Origin of the sequence: Paenibacillus sp. P36, assembly GCF_045866505.1 — a bacterium.
Lineage (GTDB): Bacteria > Bacillota > Bacilli > Paenibacillales > NBRC-103111 > Paenibacillus_E > Paenibacillus_E chondroitinus.
In genome coordinates, this window is record NZ_AP038372.1 from 5722417 (window position 1) to 5743202 (window position 20786).

18 protein-coding genes are annotated in these 20786 nt (G+C 47.3%); 6 read left to right on the forward strand and 12 right to left on the reverse strand.

The window, feature by feature from the left end:
- Positions 1-55: 55 nt before the first annotated feature.
- The 10 genes from ACKTT9_RS25870 to ACKTT9_RS25915 form a co-directional block, all read right to left on the reverse strand.
- On the reverse strand, positions 56-1804 hold the full coding sequence (locus ACKTT9_RS25870) for a hypothetical protein (RefSeq protein ID WP_407868145.1): 1749 nt from the start codon (positions 1802-1804) through the stop codon (positions 56-58).
- 33 nt (positions 1805-1837) lie between these two features.
- A complete protein-coding gene (locus ACKTT9_RS25875; RefSeq protein ID WP_127450302.1) occupies positions 1838-3466 on the reverse strand; it encodes a DHA2 family efflux MFS transporter permease subunit in 1629 nt (542 codons plus the stop codon).
- 14 nt (positions 3467-3480) lie between these two features.
- Entirely contained in the window at positions 3481-4797 is a 1317-nt protein-coding gene (locus ACKTT9_RS25880; RefSeq protein ID WP_407868146.1) for an efflux RND transporter periplasmic adaptor subunit, read from the reverse strand.
- A gap of 9 nt (positions 4798-4806) precedes the next feature.
- Entirely contained in the window at positions 4807-5466 is a 660-nt protein-coding gene (locus tag ACKTT9_RS25885; RefSeq protein ID WP_157322124.1) for an HlyD family secretion protein, read from the reverse strand.
- Positions 5463-5906 (reverse strand): MarR family winged helix-turn-helix transcriptional regulator, encoded by a 444-nt coding sequence (locus ACKTT9_RS25890; protein ID WP_407868147.1) that lies wholly within the window; start codon positions 5904-5906, stop codon positions 5463-5465. The genes ACKTT9_RS25885 and ACKTT9_RS25890 overlap by 4 nt, the downstream gene beginning before the upstream one ends.
- 870 nt (positions 5907-6776) lie before the next feature.
- Entirely contained in the window at positions 6777-7706 is a 930-nt protein-coding gene (locus tag ACKTT9_RS25895; protein ID WP_407868148.1) for a nucleoside hydrolase, read from the reverse strand.
- Between the two features lie 24 nt (positions 7707-7730).
- A complete protein-coding gene (glpK, locus tag ACKTT9_RS25900; RefSeq protein ID WP_407868149.1) occupies positions 7731-9236 on the reverse strand; it encodes a glycerol kinase GlpK in 1506 nt (501 codons plus the stop codon).
- Entirely contained in the window at positions 9236-10177 is a 942-nt protein-coding gene (locus tag ACKTT9_RS25905; protein ID WP_407868150.1) for a transketolase family protein, read from the reverse strand. The genes glpK and ACKTT9_RS25905 overlap by 1 nt, the downstream gene beginning before the upstream one ends.
- A 1-nt stretch (position 10178) precedes the next feature.
- Positions 10179-11024, reverse strand: coding sequence for a transketolase (locus ACKTT9_RS25910; RefSeq protein WP_407868151.1), 846 nt, complete (start codon positions 11022-11024; stop codon positions 10179-10181).
- Between the two features lie 14 nt (positions 11025-11038).
- On the reverse strand, positions 11039-12472 hold the full coding sequence (locus tag ACKTT9_RS25915; protein ID WP_407868152.1) for an L-fucose/L-arabinose isomerase family protein: 1434 nt from the start codon (positions 12470-12472) through the stop codon (positions 11039-11041).
- Between the two features lie 272 nt (positions 12473-12744).
- On the opposite strand from ACKTT9_RS25915, the gene ACKTT9_RS25920 reads away from it, so the two are divergent.
- Positions 12745-13794, forward strand: coding sequence for a LacI family DNA-binding transcriptional regulator (locus ACKTT9_RS25920; RefSeq protein WP_407868153.1), 1050 nt, complete (start codon positions 12745-12747; stop codon positions 13792-13794).
- An 85-nt stretch (positions 13795-13879) separates the two neighbouring features.
- Here ACKTT9_RS25920 and ACKTT9_RS25925 read toward each other — a convergent pair whose 3' ends face one another.
- The gene (locus tag ACKTT9_RS25925; protein ID WP_407868154.1) at positions 13880-14302 is read right to left on the reverse strand and encodes a universal stress protein; all 423 of its coding nucleotides are present in this window, start codon (positions 14300-14302) and stop codon (positions 13880-13882) included.
- A 170-nt stretch (positions 14303-14472) separates the two neighbouring features.
- Here ACKTT9_RS25925 and ACKTT9_RS25930 point away from each other — a divergent pair, with 170 nt between their 5' ends.
- Genes ACKTT9_RS25930 through ACKTT9_RS25950 form a run of 5 tightly spaced genes read left to right on the forward strand, consistent with a single transcriptional unit; the run spans position 14473 to position 19732 of the window.
- Positions 14473-16032, forward strand: a complete 1560-nt coding sequence (locus ACKTT9_RS25930; RefSeq protein WP_407868155.1) for a spore germination protein — start codon at positions 14473-14475, stop codon at positions 16030-16032.
- Between the two features lie 16 nt (positions 16033-16048).
- On the forward strand, positions 16049-17242 hold the full coding sequence (locus tag ACKTT9_RS25935; RefSeq protein ID WP_407868156.1) for a Ger(x)C family spore germination protein: 1194 nt from the start codon (positions 16049-16051) through the stop codon (positions 17240-17242).
- Positions 17243-17247: 5 nt separating this feature from the next.
- Complete coding sequence (locus ACKTT9_RS25940; protein WP_407868157.1) at positions 17248-17487, forward strand: hypothetical protein; 240 nt, start codon at positions 17248-17250, stop codon at positions 17485-17487.
- Between the two features lie 27 nt (positions 17488-17514).
- Positions 17515-18618: an endospore germination permease gene (locus tag ACKTT9_RS25945; protein WP_407868158.1), complete on the forward strand. Its 1104-nt coding sequence runs from the start codon at positions 17515-17517 to the stop codon at positions 18616-18618.
- 16 nt (positions 18619-18634) lie between these two features.
- A complete protein-coding gene (locus ACKTT9_RS25950) occupies positions 18635-19732 on the forward strand; it encodes an endospore germination permease (RefSeq protein WP_407868159.1) in 1098 nt (365 codons plus the stop codon).
- 42 nt (positions 19733-19774) lie between these two features.
- On the opposite strand, the gene ACKTT9_RS25955 is transcribed toward ACKTT9_RS25950, so the two are convergent.
- Positions 19775-20743: a 2-hydroxyacid dehydrogenase gene (locus ACKTT9_RS25955; protein WP_407868160.1), complete on the reverse strand. Its 969-nt coding sequence runs from the start codon at positions 20741-20743 to the stop codon at positions 19775-19777.
- Between the last annotated feature and the right edge of the window lie 43 nt (positions 20744-20786).

Sequence of the window (20786 nt, forward strand, 5' to 3'; positions counted from 1 at the left end):
ACAAAGAGGATGCCCCCACCATGTACATGGCTATTGAGACACCCTCTTCTATGATTTATTTCAACTCTGCAATAAGCCGGTCTACTTCGCCTGAAGGTGTGTTCAACACTTCATATACATTAACCAGTACATTATTTTGAAGTTGATCAGTCGTTAAGTTGCTGAAAGTTAACGTTTGTTTACCATTAACCAAGCGGTCAGTGCCGGTGAATGGGAAGATTTTAGAACCCAAAATCGTACCCGATCGATCAACCAGCTCAAATTTCAATTTGGAGAAGCTATTGTCTACCAACACCTTAGGATCACGAATGAGATCCATATACAGCTGCAATTTGTAGGTGTAGTTGAGAGCAATCGTTTGTCCAGGCACTGTAATTTGAGACAACATGTAGTCTTTCAAATTAACCGTATAAGGGTACAAAGAGATTTCATGTCTATCCTCTGGCTCCTGTACAGCTACTTTGTAAGAAGCAATCGTTGACTTGAATGCCGGTTTGGATTCTCCGCCCGTTTGTCCTTTGATTTCGTTTTGCACCTTCATCGTGTATGTATCGCTTGTCTCAGACACAGGCAGTACAAATGCATAGCTGACAACCGTTGAAGTTCCTGGCGCGATCGACTTCTGAGCATCATTTTGTCTGGAACCTGTGTAATCATAGCCGGTCGGACTAGACAACATCGTTTGGAAAGCCGGAACAGGAATGTCACTTACACCTTTGTTCGTCAAAGTAAACTTAGCAAAAGCGACTTTGCTGCCTTGATCTTTGTTGTCCGTAACATGCAGTTCTACCAAGGCTACATCAAGATCCTGATTAATAACGTCATTCCATTTCTCAAAAGTAATCGGTGTTCCATACGTATAACTGCCTGTAGCACCAGCAGCGCCTGGCATCTCCACATTCAGTTTTCCGATCGTGAATGCTGAAGTTTTTACATTGCCTGCTGCATCTGCTTGCGTGAAGCTTTCGGATGTCAGCACATTGATGCTGTTCAGCACAGTATCCATATCGGCATGAATTGCATAATGAACATATTTACTTTGACCTGCATCCAGCACGACAGGAGCATCTTCAACCTGTTTGCCCGCATACAGATTCGTTTTGGACTTGCCATCCAATTCAATAGCTGGCAAAGTTTCCGCTTGATCGTTCGGATTGGTTACCAAAAGTTTCACAACATACACAGCACCTTCATTGCTGTTGCTTCTGGTAATATCCACTGTTTTGTATTGCAGTGGCGATGCCACAGTTGGGATGCTGAACGTTTCTCCCCATTTAATGGAAGTAGGAGCCTTTTTAAACTCTCCGCGATTTCCGTTCCATACTACCCCATCGATTGGAGCAGAAAGAAGCAAAGTCTCTTGTTTCGGATACACATCATAATTCACATCAATCAGTGAAAGATTGCTTAAATCCACTTCTGTTTGACGGTTAATGACTTTCAAATAAGTCAATTCGACTTCCGACTCCGGCTGCACCCCGTGTGCATTGCTGCTGCTTGGACGCAGCGTATAGATGGTACCATCCGTCGTTTTTACTTTAAGCTCATAGTCTGGGATGCGCAGGGTCTGATTGCTGGTGTTTATGATTCTAATGACAGAACCGAGACGCACACCGTTTGCTGTTTTCTCGCTAGAGACGCCTTCGATTACAACTTGGAGGCTGTCGCTTATTTGATAAACCGGAGCAGCGACTGTTTGAGCAACAGCAGCATCTGTTCCTTCTGCAAGCGCCGGAAGTCCCGTCATCAGCAGTGCTGATGACAGAACGAGCGTCATTGCTACTTGTTTAAATTGAATTTTCATTTTTCCCGTTCCTCCCAAGAGTGAGTTTTGCGATTACATTTCAATCATCACATGGTGCTGAGCATCAGAATCTTTGGCGGATTGCTGCTCGGCTGCCTCACTTTTCTTTTTCTTCCGCATAAAAATGACCAAGACGATCGCAATGAAAGCCGGAACCGCAGATACCATTAAGGTGTCAGCAATCGCTCTTGTCAAAGCCTCTTTCTGTACGAGTCCGTATAAAACGCCGATAACACCGCCGGAAGCTGAACTTGCGTCCGTTCCGAGTTCTAAGTAACGATGAACGACATTTGTCTGAAAATCAGCATACGCAGGTGTATTCGTAGAAATGGATTCATTGAATCTTACTCCGAACTGCGTAGATTTGTTATTCATAATACTGGTCAGCAAGGCGATACCAAGCGATGCCATAACGTTACGCACAACGTTGGATACAGAGGAAGCTCTGCCGATCAAATGATTGGGCAACGTATTCATCCCGGCTGAAGACAGCGGCATCATACACAAACCGATACCAATCCCACGGATAACAAGCAAACCGCTAATCCAATGTGTAGACGTTTGCTGCGACAGAACATGCATTTCCAGCGTTGTAAAACCAATAATAGCCAACCCTACGATACTTAGAGGTACGACTCCGTATTTGGAAACCAGTTTCCCTGCAACTGGCATCATGAAAGCCATGGCGATCGACTGCGGCATCATGACCAACCCTGTCTGCATAGGCGTCAGCCCCGTTACATTTTGCAGAAAAATTGGCATCATATAGATCCCGCCCTGCATGGAAATCATAACGAAACTTGAAGCTGCCAAGCTGATCGTAAAGACGGAGTTTTTAAACAAGCGAAAATCCATAATCGGATTATCTTTACCCAACTCGATATAAACTAATAGAATAAAACAGGAAATAGAGATGAAAAACAAACTTACGATATAGAAGGAAGTCCATCCGTCCGCTTGACCGTCCGTCAATGCCAGAAGCAGTGTGCTGAAAACAATCATACATAAGATACTGCCTACGTAATCAAATTTCAGCCCTGCACGTTTAGGCGTCTCTTTCAAGATAATCAAACCAAGACCTACGGCAACAATCCCAATGGGAACGTTAATGTAAAATAAATAGCGCCAGCTGAAATTATCAATTAAATATCCGCTTAACGTTGGCCCCATCGCAGGCGCAGCCATCGCTGAAATCCCCCAGATCCCCATCGCTACTTGAATTTTGCTGCGAGGCATGATCTGGTAAAGCATGGCCATCCCGACCGGCATAATAAAGCCGCCGCCAAGTCCTTGAATAATTCGGAAAATAATAAGACTCGTGTCGCTCCAAGCGATCCCGCATAATACCGAACCAACGATAAACGCGCTCACCGTGGTCAGAAACGTTGTTTTGTAACCGAATCGGTCCGCCAGAAAGCCACCCATCGGAACAACGACAGCTGAAGCGAGCATATACCCCGTAACAACCCATTCGATTTCCGTAGATGTTGAACCGAATACAGCCATCAGTTTCGGTATCGCAACGTTCATTAAACTATTGTCCAAAATGGCTAGAAATGTGCCTAGAATGAGTACTAACAGTGCTAACCACTGGTAGACTGTAATCTGCTCCTCTTTTTGCTCAACTGCCGGAGTAGCTGTATCTGCCGTTGTTGTTGACATTGTAGCAGCCTCCTTTACTCGGCATGAACCTTAGCTCCGTCTGTCAGCTTGTCACCCGGGTTCAAGACGATTTTATCTCCCGGTTTCAGAGCCGAGTCTCCTTTAAGGTATACCCAATCCTGATTCTTGTCTTCAGTCTGAAGAACAACGGATTGCACGGCGTCACCGTTAAGTTTGAAAGCGACGGATTTCCCATCTTTTTGAACAAGCGCTACTTTAGGCACTTCAACGCGACTTTCTTTGCTGCTGCCTCCGAAGTCAACACTTGCTACAGCACCTGCATGTAACGTTCCATCCGGGTTGTTTACTGTCAACTTAACCGGGAATGTATTATTATTCGTGTCAGATACCGGACTTACAAAGGAAACCGTTCCTTCAAATGTTTTACCAGGAACACTAGGAACAACAACGTTACCTTTGCCACCTTCCTTGATCGAATTGATCATTCCTTCAGGTACGCTAACTTCAACTTTCACTTTATCCACATTAACAACGGTCAATAAAGCAGCACCGGCTTGCGCCATTTCTCCTGCGTTTACGTTCTTTTTAACAATGACGCCATCGATAGGAGATACGACTCCCGCATTTTTCACTGCAATTTGAACGAGATTCAAAGCAGCTTGTTTAGCGGTAACATCGGCTTTTAATTGTTCTAACGTATTTGCTGTTGCACCTTCTCTGAGCAAACCAAGCTTCGCTTCTGCCGCAGTCAATTGCGCATTCGCAGCCTGTTGTTGTGAAAGGGCAGCATCATTCGCTGACTTAGCCTTTTCATAATCAAGCGTTACTTTATCCAATTCATCCGAAGTTACATCGCCTTGATCATAAAAGTTCTTAGCATGATTGTATCCTTTGGTCACAAGATCATAAGCGGCTTGTGCTTGCGTTACCCCTGCTTTCGCTTGGTTAACAGCTGCTTTGGCTTGATCAACACCTGACATTGCCGCCTGCACATCCTGCGAGCGGGCACCAGCTTCCGTATCAGCCAATTTGGCTTGCGAAGCCGTTAGTCCTGCTTGCGCTTGATCTAACTGTTGGAGCAAATCTTCCGTATCAAGCTGCACAAGCAGATCGCCTTTTTTCACTTTTGCGCCTTCTTCAACGGAAACTGCGGCAATTTTACCGCCAATTTTGGACACGACTTGAACGGTTTGATCCGATGCCAGTTTACCGCTTGCGCCTACGGCATTCGCGCTGTTGATCGTAATCACCTTGACGGAAGGTACGGATGACTGCGCAGTAGTAGCCGACGAGGATGTACAACCGCTCGCAAGTATCATGGAACCGGCCAGAACACTTAAAGAGATAACGACGTTAAGATGTTTTTTCATGGGCAATCCTTACTCCCCTTTGATATGGATTTTGATCGAAGCATTCATTCCTGGCGCTAGATCCAATCCTTTATTATCGTCTATAGAAATTTTTACACTCATTCTTTGTGTTACTTTAGTGAAATTCCCGCTTGAACTTGTTGTTGGAAGCAAAGAGAACGTAGACGCTGTTGCTTGACCAATCTCCATAATTTTTCCTTGGAACTCTGTTTTGCCATATGTATCGACATCAAATGTTACCACTTGACCCACATGGACTTTTTTGATCTTCGTCTCATCGATGTCTGCGGATACGTAAAGCGCATTTTTATCCACAATCATCGCTACAGACTGGCCAGGAGCCACGACTTCGCCGACCTTGGCAGAAGTTTGAATAACCGTTCCGCTAATCGGAGCACGCAGTGATGCTTGATCTAATAAGCTATTTGATAAGTTCGTAATATCCTGCTGCCCAACGATTTGGTCCGCCACAACCGTATCCCCCATCTTAATGCCCAGCGTATTGATTTTGCCGGAAATTCGAGGCATGACACGGTAGATATCCGCAGAGATACGGGCATTGTCCGTCGCTACATAGTTAGCGCCTTGATACCAGTAATAACTGCCGATAAAGGCTCCGCTAAGCACAATAACAGCCAGAATAACAATTAAAATTAATTTACGTTTCATTCCGTTCCCTCCAGCTTTTTCTCCAAATGTTTAATCAATGTACCCACTACTTCTTTGCAAGTCGCAATCTGCTCGGGTGTAAAGACGTTTTCTAGACCTGCATAAAACTCATTATTCATCGTCTCGACCTTCGATTTCTTCATTTGTTGGCAGAAATCTGTCGTACCAATCCAGACCACCCTGCGATCTTGTTCATCTCTTTTGCGTTCCACCATCCCATCACGTTCAAGCCTGTCGACAATACCTGACACAGTGCTATTACTGAGCTGCACGGACTGGGCAAGGTCACCAAGCTTTCTAGGTTGCTTCTGAAACAATTCACGCAAGATAAATAACTGAGGTCCTGTAAGCTCTTCCCGCTGAAGTTCTCGATACAGTAAAGAAGCCCGTAATTTATGCAGCCTCGTAAGTTCAGCCACAAGTTCTTTAACCTCTTCCAAAACGCGCCCCCCTACACACCAAAATCATTCGTATACGAAATATTGTGACATCACACATCATACCACGCTTTTATGAAACTGGATATATGTAGAATTGTAATTTTTATAAACCCATACTAGGGGCTAAAACCATATGTTTTCCAGCTTGCGAGGGAAGAAAACGAATGGAGATTTGAAGTATTTCACATTATCAGCTTGAAGCATTTTTTAATGAAGCGCTTACATAATTACTCAGCCAAACTCCGTTTTATCATGCGATTTGGATCGTTAAAAGTGGAAGCTGTTTTAGTTGGAAACGCTGGTGCTTGAGTAAGGGGCAATGGAATATGAGACAGCCTTTAGAGCTTACTCGGAAGGTAATGGAGCATTTTTCGGCTGTGAGACAACCGATTGTGCTTTTCAGTTGAGCTGACTCGGGGGTAGGGGGGCTACGTTAGCGTTGTAAAACAACGCTACAGCGTGTCGTAGGCGTGGATTGGGGTTTCTCGCAGAATTTAAGCTTGTTCTACAATGCTAACGAGTGCAGTTTGTAGCTACGTTAGCGACATAAAACAACGTTACAGCATGTCTTTGTGGTGGAAGGCAGCTGCGGCGAGCACTTAAGCAGGTTCTAGGTACTTTTGAAGGTGCGAGAAAGCCTATTAGGCTTTCTCGCAATGAATTGCCGGATTTAACGACTACGAGACGAATTTTTTGACCTTCTCGCCGGAGATATGGCGGAATTATGCCTATATTGCAATGCGAGACGGCCCTTTTAGTACTCTCATTTGGGAATAGGAGATTTTACGACTGCGAAACGGCCTATTTAGCTTTCTCAGCTAGAGTCGGGGGGGAGTGGTTACATTAGCCACGTAAATAGCCCCCCTCGCGCTATTCCTGTGAATCTCGCTCCTTCTCATAAAGAGCAAACAACGCCAATTTCGCGTAAAAATCCTCCAAAATAAATCGGGAATCCACACTCCGATAGACACGGATTTTACGGTTGCCCGGCTTCGCGATATAGCGCATTTCGGCGTCCACATTCGGCGCTTCGACCAACTCATAATCGAACCTTTGCTCCTCCAGCAGCAGAGAAACGGCCGGCGAATCGCCGAGCACCCAAGTCTCCCCTTTCGGCCACTGCGGGCGATGTCCGTTTTTCATATTGTGATTGACGAGATAATCATACAAATAGCTGCCGATGCGGCCGTGAGGACGAACCTTTACAGCAAGCTCGGCGAGGCTAACGCGCACCATCTCGTACACATTTTTAGGAACCTGCCATAGCGGAATCGGCGAATTGAAAACAACATTCACTGCGTCGACATCATTGGATAAATTAAATTCATCATGCCCCTCAGGATACGTACCTCCGCCGATCCAAACGGCGATAAGCCGATCCGCAATGCGCGGCTCCTGCAAATAAGCGCTGGCCAGATCGGTTAACGGCCCTTGAAAGGTGACGAATAAAGGCCTCGGATCATCCTTCATCGCTTCGTCAATAATGAGTTGGCTACCTTCCGAAGGCACAGGCGTATGTACATCCGGGATTTTGTGCGGAGCCCCCCGATAGACGCCATATTGCTCTCTCATCCCCATGAGCTGGAGCACGCGCTCCACTTCCTCATAAGATTCTTCCATTGGAGCGGCGCTTCTTGGACCGAAGTGGGCGCCGATGAAGCCTTTGATTTGTAAGCGTTGTGATAAAATCGCATGCACAATCGCATATTGATCGTCCGCTTCACATTTGGCATCAGTATTGATAATGACACGAACCTGCTTTTGCTCTGGAACCTCATACGGCATAAAATGGTGCGGCATTTATGATCTCTCCTTTTTTTGCATCTAAGCATTCCTAGTTAATACGGAGGAAACGGCCTTCTTCCAGCCCGAACAATGGGCTTCGCGCAGTTCCGGCAGCATTTTCGGCTGATACGATATAGATCCTTCTCGGGTTGTACCTATCGCTTCTAGTGAAGGCCAAAAGCCAATTCCGACACCGCCCAAATAAGCGGAGCCTAGCGCGGACAATTCAGCAATTTCTGATTTCACGACCCTTTTACCTAACAAATCAGCTTGGAATTGCATTAATTTTACATTATCAGAAGCACCGCCGTCTGCCCGCAGTTCTTGCAGCGCAACGGCCGTTTCATTTTCCATCAATTTAACCGCGTCGTGTACTTGAAAAGCAATGCTTTCAATGGCAGCCCGAATGATGTGTGCTTTCGTCGTTCCCCGGTTCATGCCCGTTATGGATGCTCTGGCATAAGAGTCCCAGTAAGGCGCACCAAGCCCGACAAATGCCGGCACCAAATATACGCCTTCACTATCCGGCGTGTGCTCAAGCATCTGCTCCATTTCCTCAAACGTACGAAACAAGCCCAAATTATCCCGAACCCAGGTCAAGCTGTCACCCGAGGTGCGGATAACGGCTTCAACGGCATACGTTACTTTGCCGCCTCTACCCCAGGCAATAGCGCTCACAAGTCCGTTGCCCGATGCAATCGGACTCTCGCCGACGTTCATCAGCACGGAAGTACCTGTGCCGTAGGTGGCTTTCGCCATGCCGCTCTCAAAACACTGGTTGCCGAATAAAGCTCCCTGCGAGTCGCCGATGACCCCCGTGATGGGTACACGGCAATCGCCGAATAATTCGCTGTCTTCCGTGTAGCCGAAAATCTCGTCCGAGCCCTTGACCTCGGGAAGAAGCTGCAGCGGCACGCCAAAGAGACCGCACAACTCCTCATCCCACTGTAACGTGTGGATATTAAAAAGCGAGGTGCGGCTGGCGTTCGTGTAATCCGTCGCATGCGTCTTGCCCCCGCTCAGCTTCCACAGCAGCCAGCTGTCGATTGTGCCTGCGAGCAGCTTGCCATCGGCCAGCTTTTCGCACACACCCTCTGCATGCTCCAGGATCCAGCCCCATTTCGCAGCGGAGAAATACGGATCGAGCATCAAGCCCGTTTTGCTGCGCACACGCTCCTCGTGCCCAGCCTTCTGATAAACGGCACACTGGTCAGCCGTTCGCTGGCACTGCCATACGATCGCGGCATGCACGGGAAGCCCTGTCGTTACATCCCACAACACGGCTGTCTCCCGTTGGTTTGTGATCGTTAAAGCAGCTAAAGACTCTGGCCCGACTCCGGCTATCGCCAAAGCTTCATGAGCAGATCGAATGACGTTGGCGTAAATTTCCATAGGATCATGCTCGACCCAACCCGGGCGCGGATAGTACTGACGATGCGGGATCGCGCTCTGAGCCGTTATCTGCCCTGCGCGGTTAATAATGAGCGCTTTCGTTCCTGATGTGCTTTGATCAATCGCGAGCAGATAGGACTTTTCCATCGTCATTACTCCTGTCTGCCGAGCATGCCAAGCGCCACACGCTTAAGATTGCTGCTGCTAATGCCATAATGGCCAAAAACCTCAGCCGTTTTCCCGGCAATCGCCGGTTCGTCCGGGATGCCGATGATCCGCATCGGTACGGGCTGATGTTGAACGACGACTTCGGACACAGCTGCGCCAAGTCCGCCATGAACGCTGTGCTCTTCCACTGTGATGATATGCCCGGTTTCCTTCGCCGCCTGAATAATAGCTTCTACATCCAGAGGTTTTATCGTATGCATATTGATCACTCGGCAGGATACGCCCGCTTCCTTCAGGGCTTCATGCGCATCCAAAGCCACACGAACCGTCTCCCCTGCTGCAATGATTGTTATGTCGCTGCCATCGCGCATTTGCACGGATTTGCCAATAATGAATTCGTAATCGTCCGAATCATATACATCTTCTACCGCGTTGCGGCCAATTCGCACATAAACGCCGCCTTCGTGCTGCACGAGCGCCTCTGTCATCCGCTTTGTTTCATGCCGATCAGCCGGCATCATCACTGCGATGCCCGGTATCGCCCGCATAACGGCTACATCTTGTACGGAATGGTGGGACATGCCAAGCGCACCGTAGCTGACGCCGCCACTAATTCCCACCAGCTTCACGTTCGTTGCCGAGTACGCTACGTCCACTTTGATTTGCTCAATGCTGCGCATGCTAAGGAAACAGGCCGGCGAGGTAACGAACGGCTTTTTGCCGCTGTGGGCAAGCCCGGCGGAAATCCCGACGATATTTTGCTCGGCGATGCCCACCTCAACGAATTGCTCCGGAAACGCTTTGGCAAAAGGCCCCATCGCCGCCGAACCCCGCGAATCGCTGGCAAGCACCATAATAGAGCGGTCGTGCTGCGCCTTTTCGAGCAAAGTCTCGCATATGACCTGACGATTTGGAATCGTGTTCATCTTAACTCACCTGTCCTTTCTGCTCGTAGTTGTCGAATGTGGCGGCGAGCTCTGCCAGAGCTTTCTCCAACTCAACCTGGTTAGGCACATGATGATGCCAGTGTGGAACATTTTCGGCAAATGAAACACCTTTGCCCTTCACCGTATTTGCCATGACAAGCGTCGGTTTTCCATTAATTTCTGGTACGGCCTCAAAAGCCTCGATCAAAGCCTGCATGTCGTTGCCATCAATCGAAACAACATGCCAGCCAAAAGCCGCCCATTTGTCCTCAAGCGGATCCAAGCCCATAACATCTTCCGTTGAGCCGCTGATCTGCAGCCGATTACGGTCGATGATCCCGATCAAATTATCTAATTTGTAGTGAGATCCGGCCATCGCGGCCTCCCATACCGAACCCTCCGCCTGCTCGCCGTCTCCCATAAGGCAATAAGTTCGATAGGCGGCACCGTCTTTTTTCGCGGCCAGCGCCATACCTACAGCCACCGCAAGTCCATGGCCAAGCGCACCTGTATTCATCTCGATGCCTGGCACCTTATTGTTCGGATGTCCGATGAGCTTCGTGCCGAATTTGCTGAAGGTTGCCAGCTCCTCTTTTGGGAAAAACCCGCGGTCAGCAAGGATCGACCATAGCGATTCCACCGAATGTCCCTTACTTAAAATAAAGCGGTCGCGATCTGCTGCCTTTGGTCTCGCAGGATCAATATTCATCACACGATAATAGAGTGCGGTTAAAATATCTGTATTGCTAAGTGAACCGCCCGTGTGGCCGGTTTGAGCCTGTGCAATCATCTGCAATAAATCCATCCTGATTTGCGTTGCTTTCGCTTGAAGCGCTGTGATTTCCATAAAACCCTCCTTATTTACAGGCCCTTGCCTCGCAGCCAAGCCTGAATTTCGCTTTCCGTCGGATCAACAGGATCAGGGGATAGTCCCGGGATATACGAGCATGCTTCATATAAAGCAGGAATGACATTGGCATGAATGCCTACGGAATGATGCACATATGGCCCCTTCACAAGCTTCTCTTCCCATAGCGGCCAGTCGTTCACTTCAACCCATACATAGGATCCACGTGTATAAGGCCCTTGAATTCCCTTGGCTTTCCCAAGGAATAATTGATAATCGCCATGATCGCCGTCAAAACGGGCCAGCGTCATGCCGCCTCCTTTAATCTCACCTTCGTGAGTGCCAGGCGCATGATCATCGAACAAGAAATGCTTGCGCAGCTTAGGCTTATTTTCAACAGAGAGAGACACAGGAAAGTTCCCGCAATGGAACAACAATTCACCGTTGGCGTTCTCCGGATGGCGTACCGTTAAATCAGCAAAAAAGGTCGGCGCTTCATTCATGCCAGCAGCTTGAACCATAACGGAGGTAATCGCGCCATGGATATCAGTCTCGCATGTTACCGGGATCTGTTCATCCGTCAAAATCGCGTTCGCCAGACAAGGCATAATGCCCATCGCTTCCTGCAGTGCTGACCAGCATTGAATGGCAATCGCCGTGCTGCCTGTTTGCTGTGCGTACTGCTTCATGGCTACTTTCAGTGCGGCAATTCGCCTCACGTCCTCTTCCGTCACTTCCGACCAGTCCAGCTTCTCCTTAATGTAGTCCATCGCTTGCGCCAATTCCGAGGATTGCCCCTTTTCGATGCGCTTGGTAGCACGCTGAATGTCAACGAGTGTGATCGGGTGCAGCTCAATACCGAAACGCTCCAGCAATTCCCCTTCATTGCACATCATCGTCCAAAACGACGACGGTCTCGGTCCGATTTGCAGGATGCGCAGCGAACGGAACTGGCGAACCACATTCGCCGCCGAGATGAAATTTGAGAAACCCCTTTCAAAAACGGGATCATTCACACGCGTGTTCGTCACGTAGGAAAATGGTACATTAAAGCGTCTAAGCACCTTCCCTGTTGCGAATAGTCCGCACTGTGTATCTCGAAGCCGCATGCCATCCTCGAGCGGAGCTTCATCGCGTGGCCCCCATAGCAGCACAGGCTTGCCAAGCGCTTTGCCTACTCGTGCAACTGTGTCTTCGGTACCGAAGTTACAATGCGGGAAAAATACCGCGTCCACTTGCTCTTGTTTGAACCGATCGATGATGAGGTCTGCGTTAATGTTATCGTCATAGAGAAGACCTTCTGAATTGATTCCCTCCAGATCGACAATATCGATATCCAATCCGAAGTTTTGGATTTTTTCCCTAATGAGTACTTTGTACTTAAACGCATCTTCCGCGCTAAAAACAAATCGGCGAGTCGGCGCGTAGCCCAGCTTTAATTTTTTCATGGATGTGCCTCCTGATAAGTTTAGCTAAACAACTAAACTTTTGAGTAATAACGGAACTAAAATGAATATACATCTCTTAGTCTTCGTTTAGCTAATTTTATGAATAAACTTAATCTAACATGCCAATATTAGGACGTCAATGCTGTTTTTATGAAAGTTTAGTTATTTTTATCTAAAAAGTTTAGTAAATTTTAAATGGATTGTTGCATTTCCACGTCGTTAAAGATAAACTAAACTCACTCAACTAATTTAGTAAATGGGGATTGTTTGATTTGAAAATGGAAGACATTGCGAAAATGGCCGGGGTTTCCAAATCTGCGGTATCACTGGCTCTAAACGGGAAAACGGGGATTAGCTCAGAGACTCGCGACCGTGTCCTTGAAATTGCCAGAGAAAGCGGTTATTCTCCGAAGCCTCGGGCATCCGCTGTCGAAAACGCCGTGAAATCACTCTCATTTCTCGTTTTCACCAACTCGGGTATCGTGCTTGAAGCGTATTACCAACAGCCCTTTTTTAGAGAGCTGATTCATTATATTGAGGATCGCTGCCGCTCCAAAGGCTATTCTTTGCTATTCTCTTCGGTAGATATGGAGTATTTCGAACGCGAAATTCGGATGCTTGCGGAGGATAACCAAAGCGACGGCATTATTTTACTTGGCAATAACCTTAGTCCGGAGGAGATTCTCGATATTTCAAATCGCCTGGGACCACACCTGGTGGTACTCGACAATTGCTTTGATAAGCTGCCAGTTCATTTTGTGAGCATGAATAACTTCATGGGTGCCTATCAAGCGGGGGCTCATCTATGCGGCATTGGACATACCGAAATTGGCTATATAGCTTCCAATGTTCGGATTCAGAACTTTGAGGAGCGTAAAGTTGGCTTTTATGAGGCTTTGCATGAACAGGGACTCCAAATCCATCCCGATCATATCTTTGCTGTAGCGCCGACCATGTTGTCATCTCAGGAAGATCTTAAGAAACAAATCAAGACGTATATGGAAACGGGCCGAGAGCTGCCGACCGCTATCTTCTGCGAATGTGATTACATCGCCATTAGCGCTATGAAGACGTTATCGGAGCTAGGCATCCGTGTGCCCGAGCAAGTATCCGTCGTTGGGTTTGACAACATTTCGGAGTCACGTATCATTTCACCGGAGTTGACCACCGTTCACGTCGAGAAAAAACGCATGGCTCAATTAGCTGTTGATCTGCTGATCGAATCCATCGAGCAAGGTGTCGAGGCCACCTCCAAAATCAGGGTGGATACCCGTTTTGTTGAGCGGCACTCCTCTCACCCGCCGCGCAAGAGCACAAATTGATGCTGGAAATTTGGTTCCACTTTGCATATTTGGCGCACAAAAAAGCTGCACCTTTTCGGCCTCAAACCGAAGGTGCAGCTTTTCTTTATTTTATGATCAAGACAGGGCAGTTCGCATGTTTGATCACACCGTGGCTTACACTGCCGAGGAAAATTTCCGACATGAGGCCGACACCCCGGCTGCCCATGACGATCAAGTCGTGGCCATCTGTATCAGCCTGATGGCAGATGGTCGTTGACGGGTCCCCGGTCAATGTCACACTTTTGAAAGCTACCCTATTCTCCATCAATTTCGCCGAAGCAGGTTCAATAATCTTCTGTCCTTCTTCGGCCAGTGTGTCACTAAGCGGAACACTCATCAGTGGTTCGTTCAAGATGATCTGAGGACTCACATGAATAATCGTTATACGCGCATTCGGATATCCGTGCATGGAAAGTTTAATCGCATGATCCAATGCCCGATCGGATTGCTGCGAACCGTCGATAGGAACAAGAATATGGTTGTACATAGGTTTTTCCTCCTTTGATCGTTGCCTGAACCATCCTAAGCATACATACCCGAATCCGTGTTCCTTGAAACCCACATGTTCACGCCGCGCTTTTTTGCTCTCACGCATACCTCAGGAAACTTAAGGAAAAGATACTAGCACAACATCCTAGAGCTTGGAGAAAATACCATATGTTCGCTCGTTGGCTGAGCTCCAAAAAACATCCGAGTCTTCCTAAACCAAACACCATCGTAGAACCGTCGGCTTCCATGCCTTTATTCGCAACCATCCAGGAAAATACGGATTATGTCAGGCAAGCTCTCGGAAACAGCACAGATATTGTGATTAGAGAGTTTACCTATAACTCCATTACAGAGGACGTCGCTATTTTATACACCGATGGCCTTGTGGATGGGAATGTCATTAACGATTTCGTTATGCGAGCTATGATGACAGATACCATGGACATTGATCCTGCTCAAAACCCTTTTGACGTCTTGGAATTACATACGTTGACGATTGGTGAAATTCAGAAAGTTTCCGATATGAAAAAATTGTTTCATCATATCTTATCGGGCGACTCGGTTATCTTGATGAACGGTTACACGACAGGTCTTGCAGCAAGCACGAAAGGCTGGAAAGACCGTGGTGTAACAGAGACAAATGTTGAAACTGTTGTCCGCGGACCGCGCGAATCTTTCTCGGAATCGATTCGAACGAATACGGCACTCATCCGCCGAAAAATTAAAGATCCGAATTTATGGGTGGAAACTTTTCAAGTCGGCAATGTGACCCAAACTGACGTCGTGCTGATGTATCTGCATGGGATCGCACAGGATTCGCTTATTATGGAAGCCCGCAATCGACTGAATCAGATTGACATTGACGGAATCTTCGAAAGCAGCAATATCGAGGAGCTTATCCAGGATGAAGTCATCACACCTTTTCCAACCGTTTATAACTCGGAACGTCCGGACGTCGTCGCACTTGAATTGATTCAAGGCAAAGTTGCCATTCTCGTCGACGGCACCCCCTTCGTGCTGATCGCTCCCGCCTTGTTTGAAACCTTCCTCAAAGCTTCCGAGGATTATTATCATCGCGTGGATATCAGCACGTTAGTCCGGATACTCCGTTATGCGGGGTTTCTCATCGCATTATTAGCGCCATCCTTCTACGTGGCCATCACGACGTTTCATCAGGAAATGCTGCCGACGCAGCTGCTCATTTCCCTTGCTGCGCAGCGAGAAGGCATTCCCTTCCCGGCTTTCATCGAAGCTTTGCTGATGGAAATCACCTTCGAAGTGCTGCGGGAAGCCGCACTGCGGATGCCGCGAAGCATCGGTTCGGCGCTGTCCTTCGTCGGGACATTGGTCATTGGGCAAGCAGCCGTTGAAGCCGGTATTGTTTCGGCGGCGATGGTGATCGTGGTATCCATTACCGCGATATCCAGCTTCGTTTTTCCTTCCTATGACTTATCAAACGCCATTCGCATCTTGCGGTTTCCCTTGATGGCTTTAGCGGCTTCGTTCGGATTTTTCGGGATACTGGCCGGACTACTTGGGTTAATTTTACATTTGAACAGTTTACAATCATTTGGGGTGCCTTATCTAAGCCCTTTTGCTCCTCTGGAATTAAACAAACAAAAGGATGCCTTGTTTCGGATGCCTTTTCAGTCGTTATTTTCCCGAGTTCGTACGGTCCATACCAATAACGTTGTGAAGAAAGCAAAAAGAAAACCATTCCGACCTTAAGGGAGGCACGAGGTCATTGATATCCCGGATGCGACTAACCGCCTGCTTACTCCTCATCATTTTCTTATTAAGCGGCTGTTGGAGCCGCAGAGAACTGAACGATATCGCGATTGCAGAAGGTGTCGGCATCGATATCTCAGATGGCCAGTTTGAATTAACCGTTCAAATTGTGAACCCGCGGAGTGTAACGAAGGAAAAAGGGAATGCCGAAGTTCCCATCATCGTCTACTCTTCCAAAGGCGTGACTTTGAATGAAGCTGTCCGAAGATTGACATCGTCGATTTCAAGGAACATTTATTTCGCCCATATCCGCATCCTTGTGATTTCTGAAGATCTGGCCTCCAAAGGCATCGTTAATGCGATGGATTATCTCATGAGGGGAAGCGAATTCCGGACGGATTTTGACGTTGTCATTGCCAGAAACAACACAGCCAAGGACTTACTAAGCGTCATGACACCGCTAGAGAAAGTTCCAGCCAACTATATCTTCAATTCTCTAGAAGCAGCCAAAAAAGAGTGGACTTCTGCCGTCACAATTAAACTCGATCAATTATCGAGCGGTCTCGTAACCCCAGGAAAAAGTTCCGTTGTCTCCGGCATACAAATTGTAGGTGATCCTACGACGGGCAAGAGAAATAACAATATCGACTACACATCCCCCCGCGTGAAGCTGCAATATTCGGGCAACGCAGTCTTTAAAAAAGATAAACTCGTTGGATGGTTGAACGAGAAAGAGTCCCGCGCATACTCCGTCATTACGAATCAATCCATGCGCTCTTCCATCCACCTCGTCTGTCCCGATGGCGGGAACATTGGGATCGATATTGCCCGCGTCAAAAGCAAGATACACGCTGTTATCAAAAACGATAAACCTGAAATTTATATCAACACACGGACGGAAGGAAATGTCTCTGATGTAGAGTGTAAAATCAATCTATTCAAAACAGAGACGATCGCCTACTTGGATGCACAATACGCTGATTTTTTTAAATCCAATATGGAGAAAACCATTAAGAAGACGCAGCAGTTAGGGACGGATATTTATGGTTTCGGGGAAGCTGTCCATCGGGCTGATCCGACCTATTGGAACAAAGTCAAGGATAATTGGGAACAGGTCTTTAAGCAGATCGATCCCCATATGAATGTGGTTGCCAAAGTGAGAGGTACAGGTACCTTGGGAGATTCTGTAGTCAATGATGCAAAGGAGTAGCCTTCATGTTAATTGGCATCAGTATACTTTTGATTTCTATCCTGATTGCGTGGTATGAACTTCCGCGTTTGTGGAAGCAAGGATGCAGGAAAACGGTTTGGTTGTACGTTATTCTCATGCTGATCGGCAATGTGCTTGCTACGTTCAAAGGGATGGGAAAAATACTTCCAAATCCAGGCGATGGCATTACGTTTCTTATGGCTCCATTAAGCAAGCTGTTATTGCAGATGGGGTTAATTAAATAAGTTGGGCTCGGCATAGGGAGGCAGAGCATGAACAACGAGAGTACTTTAACCGCTCGGCAGCTCATGATATTTATTTTCTTGATTTCGCTGGGGACAACGATCCTTGTCGTCCCCTCCATTTTGGCTGCACAATCCAAACAGGATGCCTGGATCTCCGGAATTACGGCGGTGTGCGCAGGAATGCTCTTCATTTGGATGTATGTCAAGTTAGCTCGGATGTATCCGGATATGACCCTATTTGATATGAATGAGTATGTATTGGGCAAATGGCTGGGCAAAGCGGTAACACTTCTCTACATCTACATCATGTTCATTATAAGCGCTCAGGTGCTATTCTATATTGGCGCCTTCATGACGACCCAAATCATGCCTACGACACCTATTCAATCCATTCATTTACTCATGATTACTTTTACTGTTATTGGCGCAAAGCTGGGTGTGGTTATCTTAGCGAGGACCGGGGAAATCTTTTTTCCATGGATTGTCTTGTTGTTTTTCTTATTGGTGATCTTTGTAGCTCCGCAGTCTAATATTAAAAATCTGCTTCCAATTGGGGAAGCAAGCTTCATATCCATTGCTCGTCCAGCTATGTTTATGATCGTGTACTCGTTTTTCCCAATTGTTTTCACGCTCTGTTTAACCTCCAAAGAGGCCAGATTCCCTTCAAGGTTCGCCAAATCCTTCTTCTACGGAGGGATAACAAGCGGAGTCATGATGATCATCGTTACATTACTTGGCATTCTGGTGATGGGGGCGGACCAGTCATCACGACATGTTTATGCCACCTATGCGCTAGCCAAAAAAATTAGCGTTGGGAATTTTCTGCAACGGATTGAGGTTACGGTCGCTTTCCTATGGTTTATATCCATTTATTTTAAGCTGACGCTCTATTTTCACGTAGCGCTCAAAGCCATTGCCTCCCTTTTTCAGCTCCAAGATTATAAATCACTTGCAACGCCTACAGGTCTCATCGTGATCGTGCTTTCTTTAATGGTATACCCCAATGTAGCTTACATCCACGAATGGGACCAACATACTTGGGTACCTCTTGGCTTATGTTTTGGCTGCCTGCATCCCGGTCTGCTCATCATCATCGGCTACATGCGCAGAAAAAAAGTTAAAAACAGCTAAACAAGGATGTGCTTGCATGGGCAAAGAGTCCATCACACCACGGCAACTCATGATCATCGTCATCCTTTATTCCATAGGTACAGCTATCCTGGTCATACCAGCGTCGATAGCCGCGGATGCCAAACAGGATGCCTGGATCCCACTTGTGATTAGCATAGGTCTGGGCGCAATCTTGACCCTCCTTTATACAGCAGTGGCGAAAAAATATGCGGTCTCATCTCTCTTCGAGATCAACGACCTCGTTTTTGGCAAGTGGCTGGGCCGAACGATCACCTTAGGCCTCACTTTTCTGACGCTTATTTTTGGCGCTCAGGACGTTTTTTACGTCGGCCATTTCATGAGCAATCAAATTATGCCTTCAACGCCGATCCAGGCCATTAATATCCTGTTCATGCTGGTAGTCATGATGGGAGCCAAGCTAGGACTGGTTGTTTTCCTCAGAACGGCTGAAATTTTCTTTCCTTGGCTCATCCTGTTGTTTGCCTTATTTATGACTATGAATATCCCGAATATGGACACGAACAATCTCTTGCCGATTGGAGAGGCAACCGCCATTCCGATTACCAGGTGTGTGATCAGAATCCTTTGTTTTACGTATATTCCTTTATTTATTACGATTGGCCCTATTATCAATCAAGTTTCAAATGTAAAAAGAGCTGCAAAAGGGTACCTTGTTGGCGTTGTGATAAGCGGACTCGTCTTGCTCTTGCTTGTGGTATCCAGTGTGTTGGTGTTAGGACCAGATACGACGGCCATGGAATCGTTTCCCAGTTATGCCTTGGCGCAAAGAATCTCCATCGGCAATTTCTTGCAGCGCATCGAAGTTGTCGTAGCCTTCTTATGGCTGGTCTCTATTTTTTTCAAAACATCCATGTACTTTCATACAACACTTCGAGGTTTAGCGCACACATTTCAACTACGCGATTACAAATCGCTTTGTACGCCCATTGGGCTAATCGTTACCGTCCTGGCTCTTGTCGTTTACCCCAATGGCGCATTCGAACAAAAATGGGATAACCACACTTACATTCCGCTCGCCATCCTCATAGGCATTGTTTATCCGCTAAGCGTGGTACTGATTGGATGGATGAGAGGTCGGTTGGCCACAAAATAAAAAAAGCCTGACGGAGATCAAGTTTGATCCGTCAGGCTTTCCTTACTTCAACTCCGCCACAAGATTCGGCGGCACTTCCCCTTGAACACCCTTCACCAAATTCGTTGCGGCAAGCATCGCCATATCAAAACGTGTTTGATGTGTGGCCGATCCGATATGCGGCAAGGTGACAACATTCGGCATTTTCAATAGCTTGTTCTCCGGATCTACCGGTTCTTGTTCAAAAACATCAAGACCCGCTCCGCGAATCTGCCCTTTTTCCAATGCGTCAATGAGTGCTTCTTCATCCACGGTTTGACCACGGGACGTGTTGATAAAGATGGCGGTGTTCTTCATAAGCGCCAGCTCTTCGCGGCCGATTAAACGGGTCGTTTCAGCTGTCAGCGGCGTCATTAACACGACAAAGTCAGACTCTTGAAGCAGCTCCTGCAGCGACCGGTAAACCACACCCAGCTTCTGTTCAGCTTCTTCTTTCCGGCTGCGATTATAGTACATGACCTCCATATTAAAACCAAACTTCGCCCGTCTGGCTATAGCCTCCCCGATGCGCCCCATGCCGATAATCCCGAGCTTGGCGTGATGAACATCGATGCCGAAAATGTGATCATCGCTTCCTTTTTTCCACTTGCCGGCTTTCACGTAAGCATCAAGTTCCGGTATTCGCCTTGCTGCGCCTAAAATAAGCCCGAACACCGTATCGGCCACCGTTTCATCCAATACGCCCGGTGTATGCGTTCCCATAACACCTCTGACTTTCATGGCCGCTGTATCTAAATTGTTGTAGCCTACCGACACATTGCTTACAATTTTGAGTTTCGGCGCATGATCCAGCAATTCTTGATCAATGCTTCCGCCGGAGATTAAGAGTCCGTCCATATCGGACAGCTCCTCTAAAAGCAGTTGACGAGGAATTTCTTCTTCCCTGTCCCATTTTCGATAATCGCAGTGCTGTGCAATATACGCTTCTACTTCACTTGGAACTCGCTTTGCAAGAAAAACTTTCGGTCTCATCTTCAAAACTCCTCTCCATACTATGTAAGAATCGTACCACAAA

Coding starts and splice junctions, on each gene's coding strand:
- ACKTT9_RS25870 (WP_407868145.1), bottom strand. CDS start 1,804: ATGAAAATTCAATTTAAACAAGTAGCAATGACGCTCGTTCTGTCATCA.
- ACKTT9_RS25875 (WP_127450302.1), bottom strand. CDS start 3,466: ATGTCAACAACAACGGCAGATACAGCTACTCCGGCAGTTGAGCAAAAA.
- ACKTT9_RS25880 (WP_407868146.1), bottom strand. CDS start 4,797: ATGAAAAAACATCTTAACGTCGTTATCTCTTTAAGTGTTCTGGCCGGT.
- ACKTT9_RS25885 (WP_157322124.1), bottom strand. CDS start 5,466: ATGAAACGTAAATTAATTTTAATTGTTATTCTGGCTGTTATTGTGCTT.
- ACKTT9_RS25895 (WP_407868148.1), bottom strand. CDS start 7,706: ATGCCGCACCATTTTATGCCGTATGAGGTTCCAGAGCAAAAGCAGGTT.
- glpK (WP_407868149.1), bottom strand. CDS start 9,236: ATGACGATGGAAAAGTCCTATCTGCTCGCGATTGATCAAAGCACATCA.
- ACKTT9_RS25905 (WP_407868150.1), bottom strand. CDS start 10,177: ATGAACACGATTCCAAATCGTCAGGTCATATGCGAGACTTTGCTCGAA.
- ACKTT9_RS25910 (WP_407868151.1), bottom strand. CDS start 11,024: ATGGAAATCACAGCGCTTCAAGCGAAAGCAACGCAAATCAGGATGGAT.
- ACKTT9_RS25915 (WP_407868152.1), bottom strand. CDS start 12,472: ATGAAAAAATTAAAGCTGGGCTACGCGCCGACTCGCCGATTTGTTTTT.
- ACKTT9_RS25925 (WP_407868154.1), bottom strand. CDS start 14,302: ATGTACAACCATATTCTTGTTCCTATCGACGGTTCGCAGCAATCCGAT.
- ACKTT9_RS25930 (WP_407868155.1), top strand. CDS start 14,473: ATGTTCGCTCGTTGGCTGAGCTCCAAAAAACATCCGAGTCTTCCTAAA.
- ACKTT9_RS25940 (WP_407868157.1), top strand. CDS start 17,248: ATGTTAATTGGCATCAGTATACTTTTGATTTCTATCCTGATTGCGTGG.
- ACKTT9_RS25945 (WP_407868158.1), top strand. CDS start 17,515: ATGAACAACGAGAGTACTTTAACCGCTCGGCAGCTCATGATATTTATT.
- ACKTT9_RS25950 (WP_407868159.1), top strand. CDS start 18,635: ATGGGCAAAGAGTCCATCACACCACGGCAACTCATGATCATCGTCATC.
- ACKTT9_RS25955 (WP_407868160.1), bottom strand. CDS start 20,743: ATGAGACCGAAAGTTTTTCTTGCAAAGCGAGTTCCAAGTGAAGTAGAA.